At 72.2% G+C, this 22,090-nt stretch carries 24 protein-coding genes; 9 read left to right on the top strand and 15 right to left on the bottom strand.

Going from position 1 to position 22,090, the window contains the following annotated elements; all coding sequences use genetic code 11:
• Positions 1-176 precede the first annotated feature (176 nt).
• Complete coding sequence (locus tag ACFRU2_RS11680) at positions 177-839, top strand: TetR/AcrR family transcriptional regulator (protein ID WP_382970713.1); 663 nt, start codon at positions 177-179, stop codon at positions 837-839.
• Here ACFRU2_RS11680 and ACFRU2_RS11675 read toward each other — a convergent pair.
• The 6 genes from ACFRU2_RS11675 to ACFRU2_RS11650 all read right to left on the bottom strand — a co-directional run bounded on the left by ACFRU2_RS11675 (position 781) and on the right by ACFRU2_RS11650 (position 6,619).
• On the bottom strand, positions 781-1,332 hold the full coding sequence (locus tag ACFRU2_RS11675; protein WP_382970710.1) for a hypothetical protein: 552 nt from the start codon (positions 1,330-1,332) through the stop codon (positions 781-783). The two genes, ACFRU2_RS11680 and ACFRU2_RS11675, sit on opposite strands and share 59 nt — an antisense overlap.
• A gap of 37 nt (positions 1,333-1,369) precedes the next feature.
• Positions 1,370-3,070: a methylmalonyl-CoA mutase gene (locus ACFRU2_RS11670; protein ID WP_382970707.1), complete on the bottom strand. Its 1,701-nt coding sequence runs from the start codon at positions 3,068-3,070 to the stop codon at positions 1,370-1,372.
• Between the two features lie 99 nt (positions 3,071-3,169).
• Complete coding sequence (locus ACFRU2_RS11665; protein WP_382970704.1) at positions 3,170-3,499, bottom strand: DUF3817 domain-containing protein; 330 nt, start codon at positions 3,497-3,499, stop codon at positions 3,170-3,172.
• 10 nt (positions 3,500-3,509) lie between these two features.
• Entirely contained in the window at positions 3,510-4,604 is a 1,095-nt protein-coding gene (locus tag ACFRU2_RS11660) for an MBL fold metallo-hydrolase (protein ID WP_382970701.1), read from the bottom strand.
• A 119-nt stretch (positions 4,605-4,723) separates the two neighbouring features.
• Positions 4,724-5,233 (bottom strand): MarR family winged helix-turn-helix transcriptional regulator, encoded by a 510-nt coding sequence (locus tag ACFRU2_RS11655; RefSeq protein WP_250744772.1) that lies wholly within the window; start codon positions 5,231-5,233, stop codon positions 4,724-4,726.
• A gap of 21 nt (positions 5,234-5,254) precedes the next feature.
• Positions 5,255-6,619, bottom strand: a complete 1,365-nt coding sequence (locus ACFRU2_RS11650) for an MFS transporter (RefSeq protein WP_382970698.1) — start codon at positions 6,617-6,619, stop codon at positions 5,255-5,257.
• A 225-nt stretch (positions 6,620-6,844) separates the two neighbouring features.
• On the opposite strand from ACFRU2_RS11650, the gene ACFRU2_RS11645 reads away from it, so the two are divergent.
• Both ACFRU2_RS11645 and ACFRU2_RS11640 read left to right on the top strand, forming a co-directional pair.
• Positions 6,845-7,885: a DUF5937 family protein gene (locus ACFRU2_RS11645; RefSeq protein WP_382970696.1), complete on the top strand. Its 1,041-nt coding sequence runs from the start codon at positions 6,845-6,847 to the stop codon at positions 7,883-7,885.
• Between the two features lie 230 nt (positions 7,886-8,115).
• The gene (locus ACFRU2_RS11640; protein WP_382970693.1) at positions 8,116-9,141 is read left to right on the top strand and encodes a glycoside hydrolase family 6 protein; all 1,026 of its coding nucleotides are present in this window, start codon (positions 8,116-8,118) and stop codon (positions 9,139-9,141) included.
• An 18-nt stretch (positions 9,142-9,159) separates the two neighbouring features.
• On the opposite strand, the gene ACFRU2_RS11635 is transcribed toward ACFRU2_RS11640, so the two are convergent.
• From ACFRU2_RS11635 to ACFRU2_RS11610, 6 genes are all read right to left on the bottom strand, one after another.
• The gene (locus ACFRU2_RS11635; RefSeq protein WP_382970690.1) at positions 9,160-11,169 is read right to left on the bottom strand and encodes a galactose oxidase-like domain-containing protein; all 2,010 of its coding nucleotides are present in this window, start codon (positions 11,167-11,169) and stop codon (positions 9,160-9,162) included.
• 3 nt (positions 11,170-11,172) lie between these two features.
• On the bottom strand, positions 11,173-12,936 hold the full coding sequence (locus ACFRU2_RS11630; RefSeq protein WP_382970687.1) for a glycosyltransferase family 2 protein: 1,764 nt from the start codon (positions 12,934-12,936) through the stop codon (positions 11,173-11,175).
• A gap of 169 nt (positions 12,937-13,105) precedes the next feature.
• Positions 13,106-13,732: a C39 family peptidase gene (locus ACFRU2_RS11625; protein ID WP_382970684.1), complete on the bottom strand. Its 627-nt coding sequence runs from the start codon at positions 13,730-13,732 to the stop codon at positions 13,106-13,108.
• A 60-nt stretch (positions 13,733-13,792) separates the two neighbouring features.
• Positions 13,793-14,623, bottom strand: a complete 831-nt coding sequence (locus tag ACFRU2_RS11620) for an excalibur calcium-binding domain-containing protein (protein ID WP_382970681.1) — start codon at positions 14,621-14,623, stop codon at positions 13,793-13,795.
• 185 nt (positions 14,624-14,808) lie between these two features.
• Positions 14,809-15,105, bottom strand: a complete 297-nt coding sequence (locus ACFRU2_RS11615; RefSeq protein WP_250744763.1) for an MTH1187 family thiamine-binding protein — start codon at positions 15,103-15,105, stop codon at positions 14,809-14,811.
• The gene (locus ACFRU2_RS11610; RefSeq protein WP_382970677.1) at positions 15,102-15,446 is read right to left on the bottom strand and encodes a DUF3817 domain-containing protein; all 345 of its coding nucleotides are present in this window, start codon (positions 15,444-15,446) and stop codon (positions 15,102-15,104) included. Before ACFRU2_RS11610 ends, ACFRU2_RS11615 begins: the two co-directional genes overlap by 4 nt.
• Positions 15,447-15,618: 172 nt before the next feature.
• On the opposite strand from ACFRU2_RS11610, the gene ACFRU2_RS11605 reads away from it, so the two are divergent.
• The 5 genes from ACFRU2_RS11605 (at position 15,619) to ACFRU2_RS11585 (ending at position 18,957) form a co-directional block, all read left to right on the top strand.
• Positions 15,619-16,257, top strand: a complete 639-nt coding sequence (locus tag ACFRU2_RS11605; protein WP_250744761.1) for an AIM24 family protein — start codon at positions 15,619-15,621, stop codon at positions 16,255-16,257.
• On the top strand, positions 16,257-16,907 hold the full coding sequence (locus tag ACFRU2_RS11600) for an AIM24 family protein (RefSeq protein ID WP_250744760.1): 651 nt from the start codon (positions 16,257-16,259) through the stop codon (positions 16,905-16,907). Before ACFRU2_RS11605 ends, ACFRU2_RS11600 begins: the two co-directional genes overlap by 1 nt.
• An 11-nt stretch (positions 16,908-16,918) precedes the next feature.
• Positions 16,919-17,722, top strand: a complete 804-nt coding sequence (locus ACFRU2_RS11595) for an AIM24 family protein (protein ID WP_274551839.1) — start codon at positions 16,919-16,921, stop codon at positions 17,720-17,722.
• A gap of 69 nt (positions 17,723-17,791) precedes the next feature.
• Positions 17,792-18,268: a MarR family winged helix-turn-helix transcriptional regulator gene (locus tag ACFRU2_RS11590; RefSeq protein WP_382970874.1), complete on the top strand. Its 477-nt coding sequence runs from the start codon at positions 17,792-17,794 to the stop codon at positions 18,266-18,268.
• A 119-nt stretch (positions 18,269-18,387) separates the two neighbouring features.
• Positions 18,388-18,957, top strand: coding sequence for a PepSY domain-containing protein (locus ACFRU2_RS11585; RefSeq protein ID WP_382970674.1), 570 nt, complete (start codon positions 18,388-18,390; stop codon positions 18,955-18,957).
• Between the two features lie 77 nt (positions 18,958-19,034).
• Here ACFRU2_RS11585 and ACFRU2_RS11580 read toward each other — a convergent pair whose 3' ends face one another.
• The 3 genes from ACFRU2_RS11580 to ACFRU2_RS11570 all read right to left on the bottom strand — a co-directional run bounded on the left by ACFRU2_RS11580 (position 19,035) and on the right by ACFRU2_RS11570 (position 21,445).
• Positions 19,035-19,109: a 50S ribosomal protein bL37 gene (locus ACFRU2_RS11580; RefSeq protein WP_099895366.1), complete on the bottom strand. Its 75-nt coding sequence runs from the start codon at positions 19,107-19,109 to the stop codon at positions 19,035-19,037.
• Positions 19,110-19,150: 41 nt separating this feature from the next.
• On the bottom strand, positions 19,151-20,146 hold the full coding sequence (meaB, locus tag ACFRU2_RS11575; protein WP_382970671.1) for a methylmalonyl Co-A mutase-associated GTPase MeaB: 996 nt from the start codon (positions 20,144-20,146) through the stop codon (positions 19,151-19,153).
• Between the two features lie 102 nt (positions 20,147-20,248).
• Positions 20,249-21,445, bottom strand: a complete 1,197-nt coding sequence (locus ACFRU2_RS11570; protein WP_274549602.1) for an acetyl-CoA C-acetyltransferase — start codon at positions 21,443-21,445, stop codon at positions 20,249-20,251.
• Between the two features lie 137 nt (positions 21,446-21,582).
• Here ACFRU2_RS11570 and mce point away from each other — a divergent pair, with 137 nt between their 5' ends.
• Positions 21,583-22,026: a methylmalonyl-CoA epimerase gene (gene mce / locus ACFRU2_RS11565; RefSeq protein WP_382970666.1), complete on the top strand. Its 444-nt coding sequence runs from the start codon at positions 21,583-21,585 to the stop codon at positions 22,024-22,026.
• The last annotated feature ends 64 nt before the right edge of the window (positions 22,027-22,090 follow it).

The raw sequence follows: 22,090 nt of genomic DNA, 5'->3' as shown, positions 1-22,090 counted from the left end.
TGTGCCTGTCGTGCTGGGGCGCCGGGTCCCCACCTGGCGCCGGTAGCTCTTCGCGTGGTTGTCGCTCTTACGCTACGAGTCGTAGCGTAACTCCCTCCGCCCCCCCGCGGGCCGTGATCTGAAGCACACGCCCGGGGTGCCGATCGGTCCTGCTACCGGCGGGTATGGTCTCGGCCATGCGCAACCCCAGTTCGGACACCTCCTGCCCGCCCGGCCGCACCGGACGCCCGCGCAGCGCCGCGGCGGACGCCGCGATCCTCGCCGCGACCCGGGACGCACTGGTGGAACTGGGCTGGTCGAAGCTGACGATGGGGGACGTCTCGGCGCGGGCCGGGGTCGCGAAGACCACCCTCTACCGGCGCTGGTCGGGCAAGAGCGAACTGGTCGTGGACGCCGTCGCGGAGCTCTTCGACTCCCTCGAACTGCCCGACCGGGGCTCGCTCGAAGCCGACATCGAGTACGTGGTGCTCCAGTTCGCGGCGCTGCTGCGGCGTCCGGAGGCCCGTACCGCCCTGATGGCGGTCGTCGCCGAGTCCACCCGGGACGAGGCCCTGAGGGACCGGATCCGGTCGGCGATCGTGGACCGGCAGAAACGTCTCGTCGTACTGGGACGCGAACGGGCGCAGGCCCGGGGCGAACTCCCCTACGAGGAGGACGAGTCCCTCGCCTCCCCCACCACGGACCTGATCTTCGACGTGATCGCGGGCACGGTGGTCCACCGGGCGCTGGTGAGCTCCGAGCCGGTGGACGAGCTGTGGGTGGCCACCTTCACGGCCCTGCTCATGTACGGCCTCCAGGGTTCTGCCGCCGGCCCTTCCGGCCCCGCACCGGCGGTGTGACCACGGCGGGCCTGCCGCCGTCCGACAGGGGCAGGAAGTCCTCGCACCAGGCCGGCGCCGAGGCGATCAGCGCCTCCGAGCGCGGGTTGTGGCCCGGCCAGGGCCTCGGGCGCCCCGGCCAGTCGGCCCAACGCAGGCTGTCGGCCTCCTCGGGCGGCAGCAGGCCGGAGGCCACCAGGGCCGCCCGGCCCGCTTCGAGCCCGGCCAGCCGGTAGCCGTACTCCGAGGAGTCCACCTCGTGGACCCGGGCGTCGGTGAGCAGCACCGAGGCCGCCACCCCGTCGAGGCCGCGCACGATGCCCGCCCGCACGCAGGAGGCGTACACCTCGGGCAGCCGGCGGTCCGCCGGCACGGCGTTCAGGACCTCCGTCAGCCCGTCCCGGCCGGGCGGCTCGAAGTCGGCGGCGATGTAGGCGTACGGCCCGCAGCCGGTCTGCATGAGCACGCGGGCGGTCACCCCGTACACGGGGACGGGAAGGTGGCGGCCTGTCATGGCCGCCACCTTAGGGCGCGTCACGTGCGACGGGGCGTCAGAAGCCCGGCGGCTCCGTGTACGTGCCCCACTCGTCCCGCAGCAGGTTGCAGATCTCGCCCATCGTGGCCTCGGCGCGCACCGCGTCCAGCATCGCCGGGATCATGTTCGATCCGTCGCGGGCGGCGGCCAGCATGGCGTCCAGCGCCGACTTCACCTTCGCGTCGTCGCGGGCGGCCTTGCGCTCCGCGAGCTCGCGGACCTGCACGGTCTCCACCTCGTGGCTGACCCGCAGGATCTCCAGGTCCCCGGTGACCGAGCCGTGGTGCACGTTGACGCCCACGACCCGCTTGTCGCCCTTCTCCACCGAGCGCTGGTACTGGAAGGCCGACTCGGCGATCTCCCCGGTGAACCAGCCGTCCTCGATGCCCCGCAGGATGCCCGAGGTGATCGGACCGATCGGGTGCTGCCCGTTCGGGTGGGCGCGCAGCCCGCGCTCCTTGATCTGCTCGAAGATCTTCTCGGCGTCGGCCTCGATGCGGTCGGTGAGCTGCTCGACGAACCAGGAGCCGCCCAGCGGGTCGGCCACGTTGGCCACGCCCGTCTCCTCCATCAGCACCTGCTGCGTGCGCAGGGCGATCTCGGCGGCCTGTTCGCTCGGCAGCGCGAGGGTCTCGTCGAGGGCGTTGGTGTGGAGGGAGTTCGTGCCGCCGAGGACGGCCGCGAGGGCCTCCACGGCGGTGCGCACGACGTTGTTGTAGGGCTGCTGGGCGGTGAGGGAGACCCCGGCCGTCTGGGTGTGGAAGCGCAGCCACATCGTCTTCTCGGACTTCGCCCCGTACACCTCCTTCATCCAGCGGGCCCAGATGCGGCGGGCGGCACGGAACTTGGCGATCTCCTCGAAGAAGTCGAGGTGCGCGTCGAAGAAGAAGGAGAGCCCGGACGCGAAGTGGTCCACGTCCAGCCCGCGCGAGAGGCCGAGCTCCACGTACCCGAAGCCGTCGGCGAGGGTGTACGCGAGCTCCTGCGCGGCCGTGGCTCCGGCCTCGCGGATGTGGTAGCCGGAGACGGAGAGCGGCTTGTAGGCGGGGATGCCGTTCGCGCAGTACTCCATGAGGTCGCCGATGAGGCGCAGGTGCGGCTCGGGTTCGAAGAGCCACTCCTTCTGGGCGATGTACTCCTTGAAGATGTCGGTCTGCAGCGTCCCGTTGAGGACGGCCGGGTCGACGCCCTGCCGCTCGGCGGCCACGAGGTACATGCAGAAGGCCGGGACGGCCGGGCCGCTGATCGTCATGGAGGTGGTCACGTCGCCGAGCGGGATGTCCTTGAAGAGGACCTCCATGTCGGCGGCGGAGTCGATGGCGACCCCGCAGTGGCCGACCTCGCCGAGCGCGCGGGGGTCGTCGGAGTCGCGCCCCATCAGGGTGGGCATGTCGAAGGCGACGGAGAGCCCGCCACCGCCGGCGGCCAGGATCATCTTGTAGCGCTCGTTGGTCTGCTCGGCGTTGCCGAACCCGGCGAACTGCCGGATGGTCCAGGTCCGCCCCCGGTAGCCGGTGGCGTGCAGGCCGCGGGTGTACGGGTACTCCCCCGGCCAGCCGATGCGCTCGAAGCCCTCGTACGAGTCTCCGGGCCGCGGGCCGTAGACGGGATCGACGGGGTCGCCGGAGAGCGTGGTGAAATCGGCCTCGCGCGTGCGGGCCTTGTCGTACCGGGCCTGCCAGCGACGGCGGCCTTCCTCAATGGCGTCAGCGTCCATGCCTCTGAATTTACTAGGACGTCCTAGTAAATGTCGATGGCAAACCCCCGGGGAGTCCCCCCGGGGGTCAGTGGATCACCGCGGGTGGATCACCCGAGGTCAGGCGCGGGCGGCCGCCGGATCGCCGACGACGAGGGGCTCGACCTCGGCGCGGATCTTGCGCTCGACGAAGAACGCGGCGAGCGGGATGGTGCCGGAGACCAGGACCCAGAGGAGCTTGCCGAACGGCCACTTGGCCTTGGAGCCCAGGTCGAAGGCGAACACCAGGTAGATCATGAACAGCACACCGTGCGCCTGCGAGACCGCGAAGGTCAGGTCGGCGCCGGTGTCGAAGCCGTACTTCGCCACCATGCAGGCACAGAGGATGAGGAGCATGACCGCGGTCACGTAGGCCATGACGCGGTAGCGGGTCAGCACGCTTCGTTTCATGCCGTCGAGCCTAGCCGTCCGGTTTGCACGATCTTGACGGGGGCCGGGACCAGGGCGCATCCGGGGCGTCCGACTCCGGCCGCAGCCCGAGCTCGCGAAGCTGGTTGACGGCCATCATGGCGGTGAACAGCGCGTTCGGGTTGGCGCCGCCGATGCCCAGGTCTGCGACGGCCCGGCCGAAGCGGGCGGTGAAGGCGCTCGCGTCGATGCGGCCCCCTGCCCCGGCGGCCTCGGCGCCCCCGGACTCCCCGGCCACGGCGGCCGCCCCGGCCAGCCCGAGCCCCGCCTCCTGAAGGGCTGCGGCCCGGCTCAGCAGCCGGTCCAGGTGGGACACCGCCTCGGGCCCGCGGCGCACGGCGAAGGTGTGCCCGTCGGTGAGGAGCTCCGCTTCCCCCGCCTCGAAGAGGGCGGCCGCGGAGCCCAGCACGGTCTGGATCTTGAGCTGGTCGGCGTCGGCCATGGCGCCGCAGGGCCCGTTGTCCTCGTCGGACAGGTGCAGGACGCCGGGGTCCCGCAGGTGCACGATCACGTGCCCGGCGCAGTGCCCCTGGCTGCGTAGCACGCGGACCGCGCCGTCGGCGAAGGTCCAGCCGGTGAACCGGAGCGGGCCGATCCGGATCTGCTCCGGCGGCCGTTCCTCGTAGGTCCGGGTCGTCTCGCCGAAGGGCCGCATCGGCTGGAAGAGCGAGACCACCCGGGCCGCGGTTCCTGCGGGGTCGGTCAGCGCCGCGGGCCCGGCGACGCGCTCGAAGGCGCGCACCCAGTAGCCCAGCGGGTCCCGCATCTGGGCCACGTCGGGGGCGGGGACGCAGTGCTCCGCCGGTACGCCCAGTCCGTCGGCCAGGTCGTTGTTGCCGACGTGGTCGAGGTGGCCGTGCGTGGTCAGCACCAGCGCCCGGGACCAGGGGCCGACCCGGCCGGCCGCCTCCAGCAGCGCCGTGCGGAAGGCCTCCGTGACCCCGGTGTCGACGAGCACCAGGGTGTCGCCGGCCCGGTGCACCAGGGCGTTGGCCACGTCCGGCTGCCCGCGGCCGAGGTCCAGTTCCTGCCCGAGGACCAGTACGGTCCGGTCGTCGATCTCGATCAGGTCACCGAGCGCGGTCATCGGCCCTCCGCGGTCCCGTCCGGGCCCACCCCTGCCGAGCGTACGCCGCCGTCGCGGGCGCCGCCCTCGCAGGCGCCGCCGCCCGCATCGGGCGGCGGTCAGTGCTGCTCAGGCGGTGGTCAGTGCTCCTCGAAGTCGGCCGCGGCCACCCGGAGCGGGCGCAGGAGCGCGAAGATCTCCCCGCACTCCTCGGCGTCGTAGGCGCCCAGCCCGAAGTCGATCTCCATCAGCGCCTTCGTGGCCGCCTCGACCACCTCGCGGCCCTTGTCCGTGATCGACGCGAGCGTGCCGCGCCCGTCGTTGGGGTTCGGGCGCCGGGCCACGAGCCCGGACTTCACCAGCCGGTCCACGGTGTTCGTCACCGACGTCGGATGCACCATCAGCCGCTCGCCGATCTTCGACATCGGCAGTTCCCCGGCCTTGGAGAAGGTCAGCAGCACCAGCGCCTCGTAGCGCGCGAAGGTCAGGCCGTACGGCTTGACGACCGCGTCGACCTCGCCGAGCAGGATCTGGTGCGCCCTCATGATCGAGGTGATCGCGGCCATCGAGGGCACGGGACCCCAGCGCTGCTGCCAGAGTTCGTCGGCGCGGGCGATGGGGTCGAAGGGAAGGCTGAGCGGTTTCGGCACGCACCAGACCCTACCGGGCGGTCATTTGGCCGCGGGAACCGTCTCACGCCTCGGCCCGGCACCCCCGGGCGCGTCCGTCCGGCGCACCTCGGCGAGCAGCAACAGGACGACCCCGGTGCCGAGTACCGCCGCCGACGCGACGACCACGTGGACGGGCAGGAACTCCGCCGCGACTCCGGCGAGCGCCATGCCGACGCCCTGAAGGGTCATCAGCCCGGTGCTGAGCAGGGTCATCGCCCGGCCGCGCAGCTCCTCGGGCACGGCCTCGACGTACCACTGGTCGAGCCCGAGGGTGTACGCGTGGGCCAGCCCCGCCAGCACGAGCGTGCCCCACAGGAGCGGCAGGCCGGGCCGGACGGCGTACGCGAGCAGCGGCAGCAGCGAGACGGCCGCGAGCGGGGCCGTGATCCGCGAACGCGTTCGGGCGGTGAGCGCGGAACCCGCCCACACCTCCCCGGCGATGGCCCCGACGGGCATCGCGCACATCAGCAGCCCGAGCCCGGCGGTGGAGGCGCCGAGGCCGGTGGCGTACGGGGTCAGCAGCGCCTCGGGCACGACCACGAAGAGCGGCGGCAGCCAGGACAGCAGGGTGAGGGCCCGCAGCCGGCGGTGGCCCAGGACGGCGCGCAGCCCGGCGATCGGGGAAACCCGGTCCGGCGTCCGCCCGGTGCCCGCACTGCGGGCGGGCCGGGCCCGGGTGCCCAGGCGCAGCAGGGCCGCGGAGCCGAGGAACCCGGCGGCCGTGAGCAGGATGGCCCCGCGCGGGGCCAGCACGGTGAGCAGCAGGCCGCCGAGCCCGAAGCCGATGAGCTGGGCGCTCTGCGCCACCATGCGCAGGAGCGAGCGGCCCAGGACGTACGCGTCGCCGGCGCCGAGGACGTCGGCGAGGGAGGCGCTGCGGGTGCCCTGGAACAGCGGCGCGACGAAGGCCATCGCGCAGCGCAGTACGAGGAGCAGCGCGACCGGGGTGCCGGGCGCGGCCATGGCCGCCGCGCAGGCCGCGCAGACGAGGTCGCAGCCGACGAGCACGCGGCGGGCGGGGAGCCGGTCGGCCAGCGGCGCGAGGAGGGTGCCGCCGAGGGCGTAGGGGAGGAAGCCGAGGGCGAAGGTGAGCGCGCTCAGCAGAGGCGAGCCGGTGGCGCGGTACACCAGCACGGTGAGGGAGATCTCGGCGATGACGACGCCGAGCACGGACACCAGGTGCGCGGCGAAGACCGGCCGGAACTCCCCCACCCGGAACACGGCCCGGTACCCGGCGGACTCCGGCGGAGAGCCGGGGAGGGACGCCCTGCCCGGACCGGTGGCGGACCCGGGACCGGTGGCGGCGGACGCCGGGGACGGGGAGCGGGATGGAGACGGGGGCCGGGACGGGTCTGCGGTGGTCATACGGTGCACCCTGGCGGCGCCTAGGCTGGGGTGCCAGAGATTCGCCCCCACCCGAATCACCCGCTTCCGACCGGGTGGGCGGGCCCGGCGTCACGGCAGCCGGGACCGCGGCGACACCCCGTCGCCCGGCTGGCCCGGCAGGCCGTCGCCCGCCTCGCCCGGCAGCCCACAGCCCGGCCCGGCAGCCCGGCACCACCCCACCCCGCTCCACCCCCGGAGGGACCCGTGCCGTTCCACTTCCGCTTCGGCCCCGCCGACCTGCTGCGCTGCCGGTTCTCGATCTCGCCCCGCTGGGAGACCCAGGAGGCCGTACGGGTCCTGCTGGACCAGCGCCGCCACGCCTACCACCTGCCCTGGCTCCGCGGGATCCGCACGGCGGCCGCCGGGCTGGACCTGCGGCCGCTGTGGCTGCTGATGCCGCGCACGGGACACAATCCGGACTTCCTCAGCCCGCCGCCGACGGGCCCGTCGGTCACCTTCGAGGAGGAGCTCGCGCGGGTCCGGGCCGCCGATCCGCTGGAGGCGCGGGAGGACCTGCGGCGCTCCCTGGTCTGCACCCCGGGCGCACTGGAGAGCGCGGCCGGGCAGCGGATGCTGGCGGACCCGGAGCGGGCGGTCCAGGAGCTGGCCGACCTCTACGAGCAGGCCTGGCGGGCGCTGGTCGCCCCGCACTGGCCCCGGCTGCGCGCCCTGCTGGAGGCGGACATCATGTTCCACTCCCGGCGGCTGGCCGCGGGCGGGCTGGAGGCCCTCTTCGACGGCCTCCACCCGGATCTGAGCTGGTCGGGGAACACCCTCAGCATCGCCCGCCGGGGCCACCACGACCGCTCCCTCGACGGCCAGGGCCTCCTCCTCATGCCGAGCGCCTTCGTCTGGCCGGAGGTGGTGGGCGGCTACGACCCGCCGTGGCAGCCCACCCTGGTGTACCCGGCCCGGGGCATCGGCGCTCTCTGGACCGCCCCCGCGGGCCCGGCCCCCCTGGCCCTGGCCCGCCTCCTGGGCCGCGCCCGCGCCGACGTCCTGTGCGCCCTGACCGAGCCGGCCTCGACCACCGCCCTGGCCCACCGCCTGTCCCTGGCCCCCTCGACGGTCTCCGCCCACCTGAAGACCCTCCAACAGGCCGGCCTCCTCCTCCCCTCCCGCCACGGCCACCAGATCCTCTACGAACGCACCCCACTGGCCATCGCCCTGACGGGGGGTTCCGATTCCAGCCCGCCGGAGCAATCCGGCTCCGCCGGGGCAACTCCCAGCCCCGCCGGCGTTTGAGGCGCGGGGGTCCGGGGGCGGAGCCCCCGAAGCGGTCCGGGCGCAGCCCGGCTGGGGGTCCCCCCGGACGGAGTCTGGGGGATGGTGGAAGGGCGGGTCGGGGACGGCCCCGCGCAGCGGCCACCCGGCCCCACCCACCCGCACGCAGCGGTGTCGCACCCCACCCCAACTGCCCGTTATGTCACGATGACCCGGTTCGCAGCCCACCCCCTTCGCCCCGAGGAAGCCGGATGCCAGGCCGCCGCCCCCGTAGACGCCCCGTCACGCTCCTCACCCTGACCCTCGTCCTCGCCGCGACAGCGGCATGCTCACCCGCCCCCACCGCCCAGCCGGAATCCGCACCGCCCCACCACCCGGCAGGGGTCGGCCTCGTCGACGAGTCCCCGTTCTGGGTGGACCCGCAGAGCGACGCCGCCCGCCAGGTCGCCGCCTGGGAGGCGCAGGGCCGCAACAGCGACGCCCAGGTGCTGCGCCGCATCGCCGACCGGCCGATGGCCCTGTGGGGACCGGCCGGTGACCCCGGTCCGGAGATCCGCCGGGCCAGGGCGAGCGCCCGTGCGGCCGGCCGCACGCTGGTCCTCGTCGCGTACAACATCCCGTACCGGGACTGCGGGCAGCACTCGGCGGGCGGCGCCCGGGACGCCGCCGCGTACCGGAACTGGATCGGCGCCTTCGCCGACAACATCGCCGATACGAAGGCCCTGGTCGTCCTGGAGCCGGACGCGGTCCCGCACCTCGTGGACGGCTGCACCCAGGCCGGCCACCGCGACGAGCGGCTGCGGCTGCTCTCCGAGGCCGTCGACCGGCTCAAGCGCAACAAGAACACCAAGGTCTACCTGGACGCCGGGAACCCGGCGTGGATCCCGGACCCGAAGAAGCTGGTCGATCCCCTCTACAAGGCGGGACTCGACCGCGCCGACGGCTTCTCCCTCAACGTCTCCAACTTCCAGCCCAGCCCGGCCGGCCGCGAGTACGGCGCCGCCCTGTCCAAGGCCACCAAGGGCAAGCACTTCGTCATCGACACCAGCCGCAACGGCGACGGCCCGCTCCAGGGCGACCGCAGCCAGGCCTGGTGCAACCCGCCGGGCCGGGCGCTGGGCACGCCGCCGACCGACGGGACGGGTGACCCGCTCGTGGACGCGTACCTCTGGGTCAAGCGGCCGGGCGAATCGGACGGCACCTGCCGCGGCGGCCCCCCGGCCGGGAAGTGGTGGCCGGACTACGCCCTGGGCCTGGCCCGCCGCGCCACCGACTAGCGCGGCACGGCCCCGGCCCTAACTCAGCCAGCCGTCCCGCGAGGCCGCCGGCGGCGGCTCCGGCTCCGGAGCCGGCCGCACCCGGATCCACTTCGCCACCGACGGGGTCCCGTCCGCGCCCGTCACGAACAGCATGTACCAGCCGGGCGGCACCAGCGTCGGGTCCGCCGGCACGGCGACCGTCACCGTGTCGGCGGTCTTCTCCAGCCCGAGTTCGATCGAGCGCTGCTCCACGTCGGTGGTGTGCGTGACCGCGCTCGGCCGCATCAGCCGGGCCCGCTGGATCCGCTCCGCCTGCGGTGCCCGGAAGGTGGCGCGGCCCCCGGGCCCGACCTCCTCGGGCCCCTCGCCCAGCACCGGCCGCAGGGCCGGGTCCCGGTACAGGTACGGCGGGCTGTACACCTCCAGCCGGTGTTCGAACCTGCCCAGCCTGGTGTTGTCCTTGTCCGCGAAGAGCGGGTCGGAGCCGAAGGTCGCCACCCGCCCGTCGGGCAGCAGCAGCGCCTCGGAGTGGTAGTTGCGCCCGACCTTCGGGGCCGCGGCGGCGACGAAGGTGTCGGTGCGCGGGTAGTAGAACTGCGCCTTGCGGATGTCGCTGGCGCCCCGGCCGCGGTAGTCGGCGGAGCCGCCCGTGGTGAAGACGGAGTCGTCGGGCAGCAGCACGCTGCTGAGGTAGCGGACCCCCTGCGGCAGCCGGGCCGTCGACCGGAAGACCGGCACCTCCGCCCTGAGGTCCACGACGGCCGTGCGGTCCGTGGACAGCCTGGACTCGCCGACTCCGCCGCCGCCCAGCACCATCACCTTCTGGTCCTGGGCCGGGGGGAGCAGCACGGACGAGGAGGTCTCCAGCTGGTCGGGGTCGGCGAGTCCGCCGACCTTGCGGTACTGGTTCGTCGCCAGGTCCCACACGCCGGGCTCGCGGCCCTTGCCCTTGGGCCCGTAGCCCGCGTTGGAGCCGGTGTAGAGCAGTTTGCCGCCCTGGGTGAGGAAGAGGGCGGGGTAGGTCGGGAAGTAGCGGAAGGGCCCCTTGGACCACTTCTTGGTCTTCGGGTCGTAGTACTCGTTGTCGCCGGGTACGACGTCGCCCACGTCGTTGAGCCCGGACACCGCGAGGACCCGCCCGTCCTGGAGGCCCACCAGGGTCGGGTACCAGCGGGCGTCCCTCATCGGGTCGACCGGTACGTACTTCTCCGCCAGGGGGTCGAACTCGTAGGCGGACTTGATGCCCTGGAAGTCCTGCTTGCCGGCGCTGAGCCGCTCCGCGAGCCCGTAGACGTTGGCGGCGTCCTTGCCGGTGAGCCCGGCCACGGTGTACTGGGCGGCCTGGGTCGTCAGCCCCGCGGCGCCCTCCCGGACCGCTTCCACGAAGACCCGCGCCTCGGCCGCGACCACCTGGGTCTTCCACGGCATCATCTGCCCGCCGCGCCCGTAGGCGATCTCGAACCGCCGGGTGGCCTTGGGGACGGTGACGGCGAACTTCGACACGTACTCGACCCCGGAGGGGGACCGGAAGACGGTGCCCTTCGGCAGGCTGACCGCCTTGTCGGGGCTCTCGTTCTTGACCCGCATGCCGCCGCCGGCCCGGGTGACCTTCCCGCCGAGCACCTCGTAGCGCGCGGTCCCGCCGGCCACCAGGAGCTGTCCGTCGGGGAGTTGGCTGTGGCCCGAGCAGAAGAAGTCCTCGGGGGTCGGGATCTTCTTGAAGCTGTCGTCCTTCGGGTCCCACAGGACGGTGGAGAAGGTGCCCTTGTCGAAGTTGCGCTGGTCGTTGCCGGACCCGGCGATCAGCAGCACCTTGCCGGTGCGCAGCAGCGCCGCGTGCATGGCGTTGATCCGGTACTCCTCGGGGAGTTCGATCAGCCCCCAGGAGCCGTACTGGAGGCGGTAGCCGGTCCGCCCGATCTTGTACGCGTGGTAGCGGTCCCCGGCGAAGGAGAGCGCGGCGGGTGCGTTGAGCGCGAGCAGCAGGGCGACGGCTCCGGCACCCAGGGCCGTCTTCTTGAACCGCTTCGAAGGCCGGTACGCCATGGCTCAGTTCCCTCCCGCCGTCTGTGCGAGCGCCTGCTCCGGCTCCTCACCCGGTTCGGGGCCCCCGCCGGGCGCGGACCGGGCCGTCCGGGCGCGCAGCTCCGTCACGGCCCAGACGGCCGGCGGGGCGAGGGTGACGGCCAGGGCGAGGACCGCCCAGATGCGCATGGCCGCGTGGGTGTGCTCGTAGCGCACGGAGGCGGCGAGGGAGACGAGGAGGACGGCGGCCCAGAAGAGGTGGATGCGGAAGGTCGCGAGCCGGTCGGGGCTGGCGGTGACGCCCTTGGGGGTGACGACGAAACGGCCCCGGGTGCGCAGCACCGCCGAGCCGAGCGACCTCAGGTAGACCGGCGCGCAGACGGCCGACATGGCCATGCCGGCGAGCCCGCCGGAGCCCTCCGGCTCGTGGGGCGAGACGTTGTGGCGGCGGTTCCACAGGTACAGGCCGACCTGGAGGGCCGCGGCGTCGGTGTAGAGCATCAGCCAGACCTCGGAGGAGACCTGGGTGCCGGAGGCCCCGAACCACAGGAACAGCACGCAGCTGAGGACGCCGAGGAGCCAGTTGACGGCGGTCATCGGGTAGTAGACGAGCATCAGGGTGTAGTTGAGCCAGCGGCCCGGGGGCATCCGGAAGCAGCCGCGCCAGTACTGCCGCAGGAGGGTCTCGTACGTCCCTCTCGACCAGCGCAGCTGCTGCGTGAAGAGGTCGGTCCAGGTGCTCGGCCCCTCCCCCACGGCGAGCACGTCGGGGGTGTACACGGACCGCCAGAACCGCCCGGTGCCGGGATTCCTGCTCCGGTGCAGCTCGAAGCCGGTGGCCATGTCCTCGGTGAGGGAGTCGTAGAGCCCGCCGACCTGCCGCAGCGCGCTGATCCGGACGGCGTTGTTGGTGCCGACGAACATGGGGGCGCCGTAGCGGTTTCCGGCGCGCTGGATCAGCGCGTGGAAGAGGTACTGCTGCGACTCGGCGGCCTTGGTGACCGAGGCGGTGTAGTTGCCGTAGACCTGCGGGCCGACGACGAAGGCGATGTCGGGGTCGCGGAAGAAGCCGAGCATCCGCTCGAGGTACTGCGGGAGCGGCACGTGGTCGGTGTCCACGGAGGCGAAGTAGTCGTAGTCCGCGCCGTGCCGGGCGAGCCAGGAGTTGTAGTTGCCGTGCTTGGTCCTCGCCCGGTGGGCCCCCTCGGCCGTGTTCCATTCGGCGACGCCCTTGCGGGTGAAGTGGCGCACGCCGAGCGCGGCGCACAGCTCCCTGGCCCCGGGGTCGTCGCCCTCGTCGAGGAGCCAGACGTCGAGCGGACCGTCGTGCCGGACGGCCACGGCCCCGCGCAGGGTGGCGGCCGCCATGGAGAGCGGTTCCTTGCCGGGGACGTAGGTGGTGAGGAAGGCGACGCGGGTGCCGGGCTCGGCGGGGACGGGGACGGGGTCCCGGGCGACCATCGTGGCGTGGGCGATCGAGACCACGTTGACCACCATGAAGAGCATGATCAGCGCGACGGATCCGAGCATCACGGCGTCGAGCCGGACGAGCCAGCCCTCGCCGCCCTCCCGGACCGTCCGGTGCGTGGGCCAGACGAGGTAGAGCAGCAGCCCGACGGCGGCGACGGGGGCGAGCGTCATGAGCGCGACGGCCCGTATTCGGGTCCGGAGGTCCTCGCGCGCGAGCAGGGAGCGGTACCTCACGCGGTAGGCGACGGCGGGATCCGGCTCCTCACAGGGGCCGGCCAGCCGGCTGTGGGTCTCGTAGTCGAAGGGTTCCTGCCGCACGGTTCCTCCAGCGCTCGAAACCGAGGTACGTATCCCAACGAAAGGGGAGATGCCTCGGCCTGTCGAACTGGACTCACCCGACCGGGCGGTTCCGTTCCGTGCCCTCCGCGACGGGGCCGAACGGGTCACCGCACCGGGAAGCGGCGACGCGCGGCCCGGCCGCCGCCCTTCAGCCGGTCCGGCCTCCCAGCAGGATCCCGCGTCCGGCGTAGAAGCGGTCCAGGTCGGCCCAGGAGACGGACGCGTACTGCTGGGAAGCGCCGGGGAAGCCGGAGGGATTGTGCACGAGGACGGCATCCTCGGTGGCCCCGACGGCGAGCACCAGGTGACCGCCCCTGGCCTCCACGACGGGGGCGAGGGTACGGATCGACCAGTGCACCGACAGCATCGCCGTACCGCCCGCGGCGAGCGTGTCCCGGACGGCCTGGTGGCCGAGCTCGGGCACCGAGCGGGCGTCGAGGTCCCAGCGGGCGTTCACGTACTCGGCGAACGGCCGGTAGATCAGCCCCTGCACGGCGTCCCCGTCCCGCACGTACGCCCCGGCCCCGCAGAGCTCCTTGACCAGCTCCACCGAGGGCGGCACCGGAAGCCCGAGCCGGCCCAGCACCATCCTCAGACAGGCCACTCCGCACATGCGGGGCGCCCAGAAGGCGTACTCCTCGGCGGACTCGGCCCCGGACCCGGCCCACAGGGGATCCAGGGCCGCGTCGGCCCCCGCGACGAACTCGGGCACCAGCGCGGCGGACTCCCACTGGGAGTAGTACGGGACGGCGTGCTTGATCACGGAGACGGTCATGCGTCCGAAGTCTGCTCTACGGCGGGCCTCCGCCCCGCGGCGCCCCGGGGCAGATCCCGGCTACTCGCAGGCCACGCCGTCGCCGTCCCGGTCCAGATGACGGCCGTAACCGGGGTCGCCGCGACGGATCGGAGCGGCTCCCGCGGCGCGAACGGCGGCGCAGTTCTTGTACGAGACGCTGCCGCTCCCCCCGCCGGTGGAGGATCCGCCCGAAGAGGATCCTCCCGAGGACGAGCCGCCCGAGTCGTCCCCGTCCCCCGGCGCTTCGGGGGTGGGCTCGGGGTCCGGATGCAGCCTGGCGCCGGCCGTCGCCGGGCAGCCCGTGCCGGGTGCCACGACCTTGAGGTGGGCGCTCACGGTGTTCGGGGCCTGGATCTCCTTGCCCTCGGCCGGGTCCTGGAAGCAGACCTTCCAGCCGTCCACGGCCGCGGGCAGCGTGACGTCGGCGTACGCGCTCTCCGGTTCGACCAACGCGAGCCCGATGGGCTTGAGGGTCTCGGTGGCCCTGGCGAAGGGGAGGCCCATGACCATCGGCATCTTCGGGTGAGCCGGGGCTGCGGTCGCCGAAGGCGCGGGTGTCACGGTCGCCGAAGGCGCCGCCGTCGCGCCGGCCGAGGCCACGGGTATCGCGGCGGCCTCCTGGCTGACCGCGACCTTCGGCTTCGCATCGGTCCCGGTCTTCTCCGGCGGATCGCCCAGGAAGGGGGTGAAGAACCAGAGGCCGGCGAGGACCGTGGCAGTGATCTTCTTTCCCTTGCTCCAGCCGCTGGTCCACGCGAGGGCGATGCCACCGGGCGGGAAGACGACGAGCAGGGTGATGATCAGGGCCGGATGGTGCCACCAACGCCGTACGGGCGCATACGGGTGGGGGTACGGCGGCGGGTAGGTCACGGGGCGTCCTTCTGCTGATGCGTGCCGGGCCCGGCGAGCGTACATAAAGGTGAAAGTTGTACCGATCGGTACGCGATATTGGCCCCTGATCGATCCCGGACACGACGAAGCCCCCGAATCCGCCGGCACGGCCTCCGGAGATCCGAAGGGTCGCGCGGGCAGCTTCGAGGGGCTCGTGGGCAGGCTCAGCCCCCGGCGAGGTGGCGTTCCACCGTTTCCATCTTGGAGGTCATGCCGTCCGTGACGCCGGGGCGGATGTCGGCCTTGAGGACGAAGGAGACCCGGGGGGCGCGCGCCTCCACGGCGGCCACCGCGCGCTTGACCACGTCCATCACCTCGTCCCACTCGCCCTCGATGGTGGTGAACATGGCGTCCGTGTGGTTCGGCAGCCCCGACGCGCGGACCACGCGGACCGCGTCGGCCACGTACTCGCCGACCTCTTCGCCGACGCCCAGCGGGGTCACCGAGAACGCGATCATCATGCGCGGGCCGCCTCACGGGCGCGGGCGGCGAGCACGCCGGCCGACTCGTCCCGCTTGAGCAGCCGGTCGCCGTAGAGCCCGCCGAAGGGGACCAGCGCCAGCAGGAAGAACAGGGCGACCTTCTTCAGGGGCCACTTCGCCTTGAACCAGACGTCCAGCAGGAAGACGCCGTAGATGACGAACAGGATCCCGTGGATGACGCCGAGCGGCATCATCAGGTAGTCGATGTCCGAGATCCGGCTCAGCACCGAGCCGAAGATCAGCAGCGCCGGGAACGAGAGCGCCTCCGGTACGGAGATGAGGCGCAGCCGGTGCAGGGCGGAAGCGGTCTTGATGTCCACGTGGAACCTTCGGGGTGGATGCCGGGGGTCCGTCCCAGTGTCTCAGCCGCCCCGGGCGATCTTGGCGCGGGGCCCGGGGGTCCCCGCGGACCGGGGCGGACCGTGCTGAACCGTGACGGATATCGGCCAACGGGCCCTGTTCGGTGCCGCCCGCTGCCGATAACGTCTTCCCGTGGCTCAGTTCCGACTCCAAGGCAGCAAGGTGCTCGCCGTCGACCTGACCGGGGACGCCGTGAAAGCGAAAAACGGCTCCATGGTCGCGTACGACGGCCAGATGGCCTTCAAGAAGATGACCGGCGGCGGCGAAGGCCTCCGCGGAATGGTGACCCGGCGGCTCACCGGCGAGCAGATGACCGTGATGGAAGTACAGGGACACGGCACCTGCTTCTTCGCCGACCGGGCGAGTGAGATCAATCTGGTCAATCTGCGCGGCGAGAAGCTGTACGTCGAGTCCAGCAACCTGCTGTGCACCGACGCCGGCCTGCGCACCGGCACCACCTTCACCGGCCTGCGGGGCGCTACGACGGGCAACGGCCTGTTCACCACGACCGTCGAGGGCAGCGGGCAGGCGGCGATCATGTCCGACGGCCCGGCGGTGGTGCTGCGCGTCAGCTCCCAGTACCCGCTCTCCGTCGACCCGGGTGCGTACATCGCGCACACCGGGAACCTCCAGCAGTCCTTCCAGTCCGGTGTGAACTTCCGCACGCTGATCGGCGAGGGCTCCGGCGAGGCGTTCCAGATCCGCTTCGAGGGCGAGGGCCTGGTGTACGTGCAGCCCAGCGAGCGCAACACCATCGGGGGCGACGTCTGATGCCGTTCCGCGAGATCAACTCGAAGATGGTCGAGGCCCAGGTCGTACCGGGGCAGAAGATGTACAGCCAGCGCGGCGCGATGCTCGCCTACCGCGGCGAGGTCTCCTTCACCCCGAGCCTGACCGGCGGCCAGGGCGGCGTGATGGGCATGATCGGGCGCCGCGTGGCGAACGAGCAGACCCCGCTGATGGAGGTCGAGGGCAGCGGCACCGTGATGTTCGGCCACGGCGGCCACCACATCCAGGTGATCAGCCTCACCGGCGAGACCCTCTACGTGGAGGCCGACCGGCTGCTCGCCTTCGACGGCACCCTGCAGCAGGGCACGATGTTCATGGGCGCGCAGGGCGGGGTCATGGGCATGGTGCGCGGCCAGGTGACCGGGCAGGGCCTGTTCACCACCACCCTCAAGGGCCACGGCTCGGTGGCCGTGATGGCCCACGGCGGGGTCATCGAGCTGCCGATCCACCCGAACCGTCCGATCCACGTGGACCCGCAGGCCTACGTCGCCCACCACGGCGAGGTCCGCAACAAGCTGTCCACGGCGCTGGGCTGGCGCGACATGGTCGGGCGCGGCTCGGGCGAGGCGTTCCAGCTGGAACTGTCCGGCCAGGGCGCGGTGTACGTACAGGCCTCGGAGGAAAAACTGTGAACTTTGGTCCCGTGACCGGTGGACCGGGAGGTCCGACCGTCTTCGACCCGTACACCCTGCCGTCCGACGACAACGTCAACGCCTACACCTTCTGCGTGGAGCTCAAGGGGAGCCAGTGGTTCCTGCAGAAGGGCAAGATGATCGCCTACTACGGGCGCATCGAGTTCAACGGCATCGGCCACGGCCGGTTCGACCGGCTGCTGCGCACCAGCTTCCACTCGCCGCTGCACGCGAGCGACTGGGTGGTGGCCGAGGGCCAGGGCAAGATGCTGCTGGCCGACCGGGCCTTCGACGTGAACTCGTACGACCTGGACAATGGCAACCTGACCATCCGGTCGGGCAACCTGCTCGCCTACCAGCCCTCGCTCGCGCTGAAGCAGTCGATCGTCCCGGGCTTCCTCACGCTGATCGGCACCGGGAAGTTCGTGGCGGCCTCCAGTGGTCCGGTGGTGTTCATGGAGCCGCCGCTGCGGGTGGATCCGCAGGCGCTGGTGGGGTGGGCGGACTGCCCCTCCCCCTGCCACCACTACGACCACGGGTACATGTCGGGCGTGATCGGCGGCCTGCGCTCGCTGACGGGCATCGGGGGCTCCTCGGGCGAGGAGCACCAGTTCGAGTTCGTGGGTGCGGGTACGGTGCTTCTCCAGTCCTCGGAGATGCTGATGCCGGAGCAGGCGGTCGGGGCCGTGGGCGCCGGGGCGGCCACGGGCCAGGCGCAGGGCGTTCCCGGCCAGGGGCAGGGTCCGCTGGGGCAGCTCGGCGTACCGCGGATGCCGGGGCAGCTGGGTGATCTCCAGCGGCGCTTCGGGCTGTAGGAAACCTCTCACCTCGCAGTATTTTTGTACGCAATTCAACTTCTTAGGTAGAGTTCTTTCATGGAGACCATCGAGACCGAGGCGGCCACCCCCTGGCTGAACGACGCCGAGCAGTGCGCCTGGCGCACCCACCTGGACGTCAGCAGACTGCTGTCCCACCAGCTGGAAAAGGACCTCCAGCCGTTCGGGCTCACCAACAACGACTACGAGATCCTCGTGAACCTCTCCGAATCCGAGGAACACCGGATGCGGATGAGCGATCTCGCGATGTCGACCCTGCAGTCCAAGAGCCGGCTCTCCCACCAGATCACCCGCATGGAAACGGCGGGCCTCGTCCGCCGCGTGAACTGCGAGTCCGACCGCCGCGGGCTCTACGCCGTCCTCACGCCCGAGGGCATGGAGACGATGCGCAAGGTCGCCCCGCACCACGTGGCGTCCGTCCGCCGGCACTTCATCGACCTGCTCCCGCCGGAGGCCCTCGCCGCGCTGCGCGCCGCGCTCGCACCGGTCGCCGACCACCTGCGCGCGGGGCGCGGCAAGGCCTGACCCCGGGTCGCTCGGCGCGCCCGTCGCGGCGGATCACCGGACAATGGTGGCAACGCATCCGCAGCCGGCCCACGCCGAGCGACCGTAGGCGCACATGGCCGGCCCGAGGAGGTCCTGCCATGCAGCGCACTACGTACGTTTCCGCGGCCGCGGCCGTGGTCCTGGCCCTGGGAGGCCCGGTGGCAGCCGCGGCGACGGCAGCCGCCGCCGCGCCGACGGCCCTGACCGCGGCCACCGCCGCGCGCGCCGACGTGACCGCCGAGGCGGCGGCAGCGGCGGCCCTGAAGGCCAGCCCCGGGGTCATCGAGTCCCTGGACCGCGACGGCGCGGTCTGGCACGTGGACGTCGTCAGCAAGGACGGCACCCATGTGGAGCTCGAGGTGGACGCCGTGAGCGGCGGCGTCACCAAGGAGAACCAGGACGACGAGCAGAAGGCCGACGACTACGCCTCGCTGCTCGCCGCGAAGGTGACCGCCGAGCAGGCGATGAAGACGGCCCTGGCCGCCCACCCCGGCAAGGTCTGGTCGGTCGAGTGGGATGACGACGACGACAACGGCCGCGCCGCCACCTGGAACGTCGAGGTCAAGACCGCAGACGGCAAGACGCAGAACGTCCACGTGGACACCGCCACGGCCAAGGTGGTCTCGTCCGACTCGGACGGCGACGGAAACGACGACGGAAACGACTGAACCCCGCACGGCCCCTGCGCACGGAAGCCGCACCTCGTGGACGGGGTGCGGCTTCCGTGTGTGGTCAGTCGTCACGGTCAGGCGTTGGGACGCTTTCCGTGATTGGCCTTCTTCTTCTTGCGGGCTCGCTTCTTGTTGCCGCGCTTCGCCATGAAACCTCCCTGCGTTTGGGGCATTCCGGGCGTTCGCCAGTCTATGACCGGGCCACGGGCTCCGCATCCGGTTCCGCCGGTTCCGTGAGGGTCGCAAGGAGCGCGTCCGAGGCCGCGTACGGATCCAGCTCGCCCGCCGCCACCCGCCCGGCCAGGGCATCCAGGTGGGCGTCGCCGTGCACGTCGGCCAGCCGGGCCCGCAGGGCGGTGATCGCGATCGTTTCCACCTCGCGCGCGGCCCGGGCCGTACGCCGCTGCGCCAGCACCCCGTGCTCGTCCATCCACGCCCGGTGCTTCTCCAGCGCCTCGACCAGCTCGTCGATGCCCGTACCGCGCGCCGCGACCGTCTTCACGATCGGCGGCCGCCAGTCGCCCTTGCCCCGGGACTCCCCCAGGCTCAGCATGTGGTTCAGCTCCCGGGCGGTGGCGTCCGCGCCGTCCCGATCGGCCTTGTTCACCACGTAGACGTCGCCGATCTCCAGGATGCCCGCCTTCGCGGCCTGGATCCCGTCGCCCATCCCGGGGGCCAGCAGCACCACCGAGGTGTCGGCCTGCGCCGCGATCTCCACCTCCGACTGCCCGACCCCGACCGTCTCGACCAGGATCACCTCGCAGCCGGCCGCGTCCAGCACCCGGATCGCCTGCGGGGCGGCCCAGGCGAGTCCGCCCAGGTGGCCGCGGGTGGCCATGGAGCGGATGTAGACCCCCGGGTCGGAGGCGTGGTCCGACATCCGCACCCGGTCGCCGAGCAGCGCGCCCCCGCTGAACGGCGAGGACGGGTCGACGGCCAGGACGCCGACCCGCTTGCCGGCCTGCCGGTACGCGGAGACCAGCGCCGAGGTCGTCGTGGACTTGCCGACGCCCGGGGAGCCGGTGAGGCCCACCACGTACGCGTTGCCCGTGAGCGGCGCCAGCGCCGCCATCACCTCGCGCAGCTGCGGGGACGCCCCCTCGACCAGCGAGATCAGCCGGGCGACCGCTCGCGGCCTGCCCTCACGGGCCTGGGCCACCAGCTGGGGGACGTCCACCGCCGTCATTCTTGCTGCGCTCCTTCGTTCTCACGGGTCCCGCGGGTCTCGTCCCGCGGGTCTCGTACGGGTACGGCTACGCGTGCGGGCGGCCGGACGGCCGCCCCTCCCCTACGGGACGCGGACGATCAGGGCGTCGCCCTGGCCGCCGCCACCGCACAGGGCGGCCGCGCCGACCCCGCCGCCGCGGCGCTTGAGCTCCAGCGCCAGGTGCAGCACCACGCGGGCGCCGGACATGCCGATCGGGTGACCCAGGGCGATGGCGCCGCCGTTGACGTTCACCTTTTCCGGGGTCACGCCGAGGTCCTTCATTGACTGCACGGCCACCGCCGCGAAGGCCTCGTTGATCTCGATGAGGTCGAGGTCCTCGACGCCCAGGCCCTCCTTCTTCAGGGCGTGCAGGATCGCGTTGGAGGGCTGCGACTGGAGCGAGTTGTCCGGGCCCGCCACGTTGCCGTGCGCGCCGATCTCGGCGAGCCACTCCAGGCCCAGCTCCTCGGCCTTGGCCTTGCTCATCACGACCACGGCGGCCGCACCGTCGCTGATCTGCGAGGAGGTGCCCGCGGTGATGGTGCCGTCCTTGGCGAAGGCCGGACGCAGCTTGCCGAGGGACTCGACGGTGGTCTCGGCCCGGATGCCCTCGTCCTGCGAGAACACCACCGGCTCGCCCTTGCGCTGCGGGATCTCGACCGGGGTGATCTCGGCCTCGAAGACGCCGTTCTTCTGCGCGGCGGCGGCGCGCTGGTGGGAGGTGGCCGCGAACGCGTCCTGCGGGGCCCGCTCGATGCCCAGGCGGGTGTTGTGCTTCTCGGTGGACTCGCCCATCGCGATGTTCTCGAAGGCGTCGGTGAGGCCGTCGTAGGCCATCGCGTCGAGCATCTCGATGGCGCCGTACTTGAATCCCTCACGGGACTTCGGCAGCAGGTGCGGGGCGTTGGTCATGGACTCCTGACCGCCCGCGACCACGATGTCGAACTCCCCGGCGCGGATGAGCTGGTCCGCCAGGGCGATGGCGTCGAGGCCCGACAGGCACACCTTGTTGATGGTGAGCGCGGGCACGTTCATGGGGATCCCGCCCTTGACGGCGGCCTGGCGGGCGGGGATCTGGCCCGCGCCGGCCTGGAGCACCTGGCCCATGATCACGTACTGGACCTGGTCACCGGAGATCCCGGCCCGCTCCAGCGCGGACTTGATGGCGAAGCCGCCGAGATCGGCACCCGAGAAGGACTTCAGCGAGCCGAGCAGTCGCCCCATGGGCGTGCGGGCCCCGGCGACGATCACTGACGTGGTGTTGTTCGTTCCGGACATGGAGCACAGCCCCTTGGAGATGAGGAGTGAACGAGGGTTTACCCGAATGTACTGAGCGGTACCCGTGCCGTCACCGGCCCGCCAGTGTGATCGCGCGCACGTTGCGTAACCGGCCCCGGTAGCGCTGCACTGTGTCCATGCTGACAAGAATCGACCACATCGGGATCGCCTGCTTCGACCTGGACAAGACGGTTGAGTTCTACCGTGCCACGTACGGCTTCGAGGTGTTCCACTCCGAGGTCAACGAGGAGCAGGGCGTCCGCGAAGCCATGCTGAAGATCAACGAGACCTCCGACGGCGGAGCCTCCTACCTCCAGCTCCTGGAGCCCACCCGCGAGGACTCCGCGGTCGGCAAGTGGCTGGCCAAGAACGGCGAGGGCGTCCACCACATCGCCTTCGGCACCGAGGACGTCCAGGGCGACTCGGAGGCCATCCGCGGCAAGGGCGTCCGCGTCCTCTACGACCAGCCCCGCACCGGCTCGATGGGCTCCTCGATCACCTTCCTGCACCCCAAGGACTGCCACGGCGTCCTCACCGAACTGGTCACGAGCAACCCCGACCAGTCAACCGCCCAGCACTGACGGGATTGCGTTCCGGCGCATCACCGGCTGCGGTGCGCCGTACGCGTCCAGATGCCCGGTCCGC

Source organism: Streptomyces sp. NPDC056883 (genome assembly GCF_042788835.1).
Lineage (GTDB): Bacteria > Actinomycetota > Actinomycetes > Streptomycetales > Streptomycetaceae > Streptomyces > Streptomyces stoeckheimensis.
The sequence above is the reverse complement of the archived record's forward strand: the minus strand, read 5'-3'. Positions and strand labels throughout refer to the sequence as shown.

What these genes read in the sequence shown, in the direction of transcription:
- ACFRU2_RS11615 (WP_250744763.1), bottom strand. Translation starts at nt 15,105, where the DNA reads ATGATGATCGCGTTCTCGGTGACCCCGCTGGGCGTCGGCGAAGAGGTC.
- ACFRU2_RS11570 (WP_274549602.1), bottom strand. Translation starts at nt 21,445, where the DNA reads ATGTCCGGAACGAACAACACCACGTCAGTGATCGTCGCCGGGGCCCGC.
- ACFRU2_RS11675 (WP_382970710.1), bottom strand. Translation starts at nt 1,332, where the DNA reads ATGACAGGCCGCCACCTTCCCGTCCCCGTGTACGGGGTGACCGCCCGC.
- mce (WP_382970666.1), top strand. Translation starts at nt 21,583, where the DNA reads ATGCTGACAAGAATCGACCACATCGGGATCGCCTGCTTCGACCTGGAC.
- ACFRU2_RS11625 (WP_382970684.1), bottom strand. Translation starts at nt 13,732, where the DNA reads ATGACCGTCTCCGTGATCAAGCACGCCGTCCCGTACTACTCCCAGTGG.
- ACFRU2_RS11640 (WP_382970693.1), top strand. Translation starts at nt 8,116, where the DNA reads ATGCCAGGCCGCCGCCCCCGTAGACGCCCCGTCACGCTCCTCACCCTG.
- ACFRU2_RS11665 (WP_382970704.1), bottom strand. Translation starts at nt 3,499, where the DNA reads ATGAAACGAAGCGTGCTGACCCGCTACCGCGTCATGGCCTACGTGACC.
- ACFRU2_RS11585 (WP_382970674.1), top strand. Translation starts at nt 18,388, where the DNA reads ATGCAGCGCACTACGTACGTTTCCGCGGCCGCGGCCGTGGTCCTGGCC.
- ACFRU2_RS11635 (WP_382970690.1), bottom strand. Translation starts at nt 11,169, where the DNA reads ATGGCGTACCGGCCTTCGAAGCGGTTCAAGAAGACGGCCCTGGGTGCC.
- ACFRU2_RS11670 (WP_382970707.1), bottom strand. Translation starts at nt 3,070, where the DNA reads ATGGACGCTGACGCCATTGAGGAAGGCCGCCGTCGCTGGCAGGCCCGG.
- ACFRU2_RS11600 (WP_250744760.1), top strand. Translation starts at nt 16,257, where the DNA reads ATGCCGTTCCGCGAGATCAACTCGAAGATGGTCGAGGCCCAGGTCGTA.
- ACFRU2_RS11650 (WP_382970698.1), bottom strand. Translation starts at nt 6,619, where the DNA reads ATGACCACCGCAGACCCGTCCCGGCCCCCGTCTCCATCCCGCTCCCCG.
- ACFRU2_RS11660 (WP_382970701.1), bottom strand. Translation starts at nt 4,604, where the DNA reads ATGACCGCGCTCGGTGACCTGATCGAGATCGACGACCGGACCGTACTG.
- meaB (WP_382970671.1), bottom strand. Translation starts at nt 20,146, where the DNA reads ATGACGGCGGTGGACGTCCCCCAGCTGGTGGCCCAGGCCCGTGAGGGC.
- ACFRU2_RS11680 (WP_382970713.1), top strand. Translation starts at nt 177, where the DNA reads ATGCGCAACCCCAGTTCGGACACCTCCTGCCCGCCCGGCCGCACCGGA.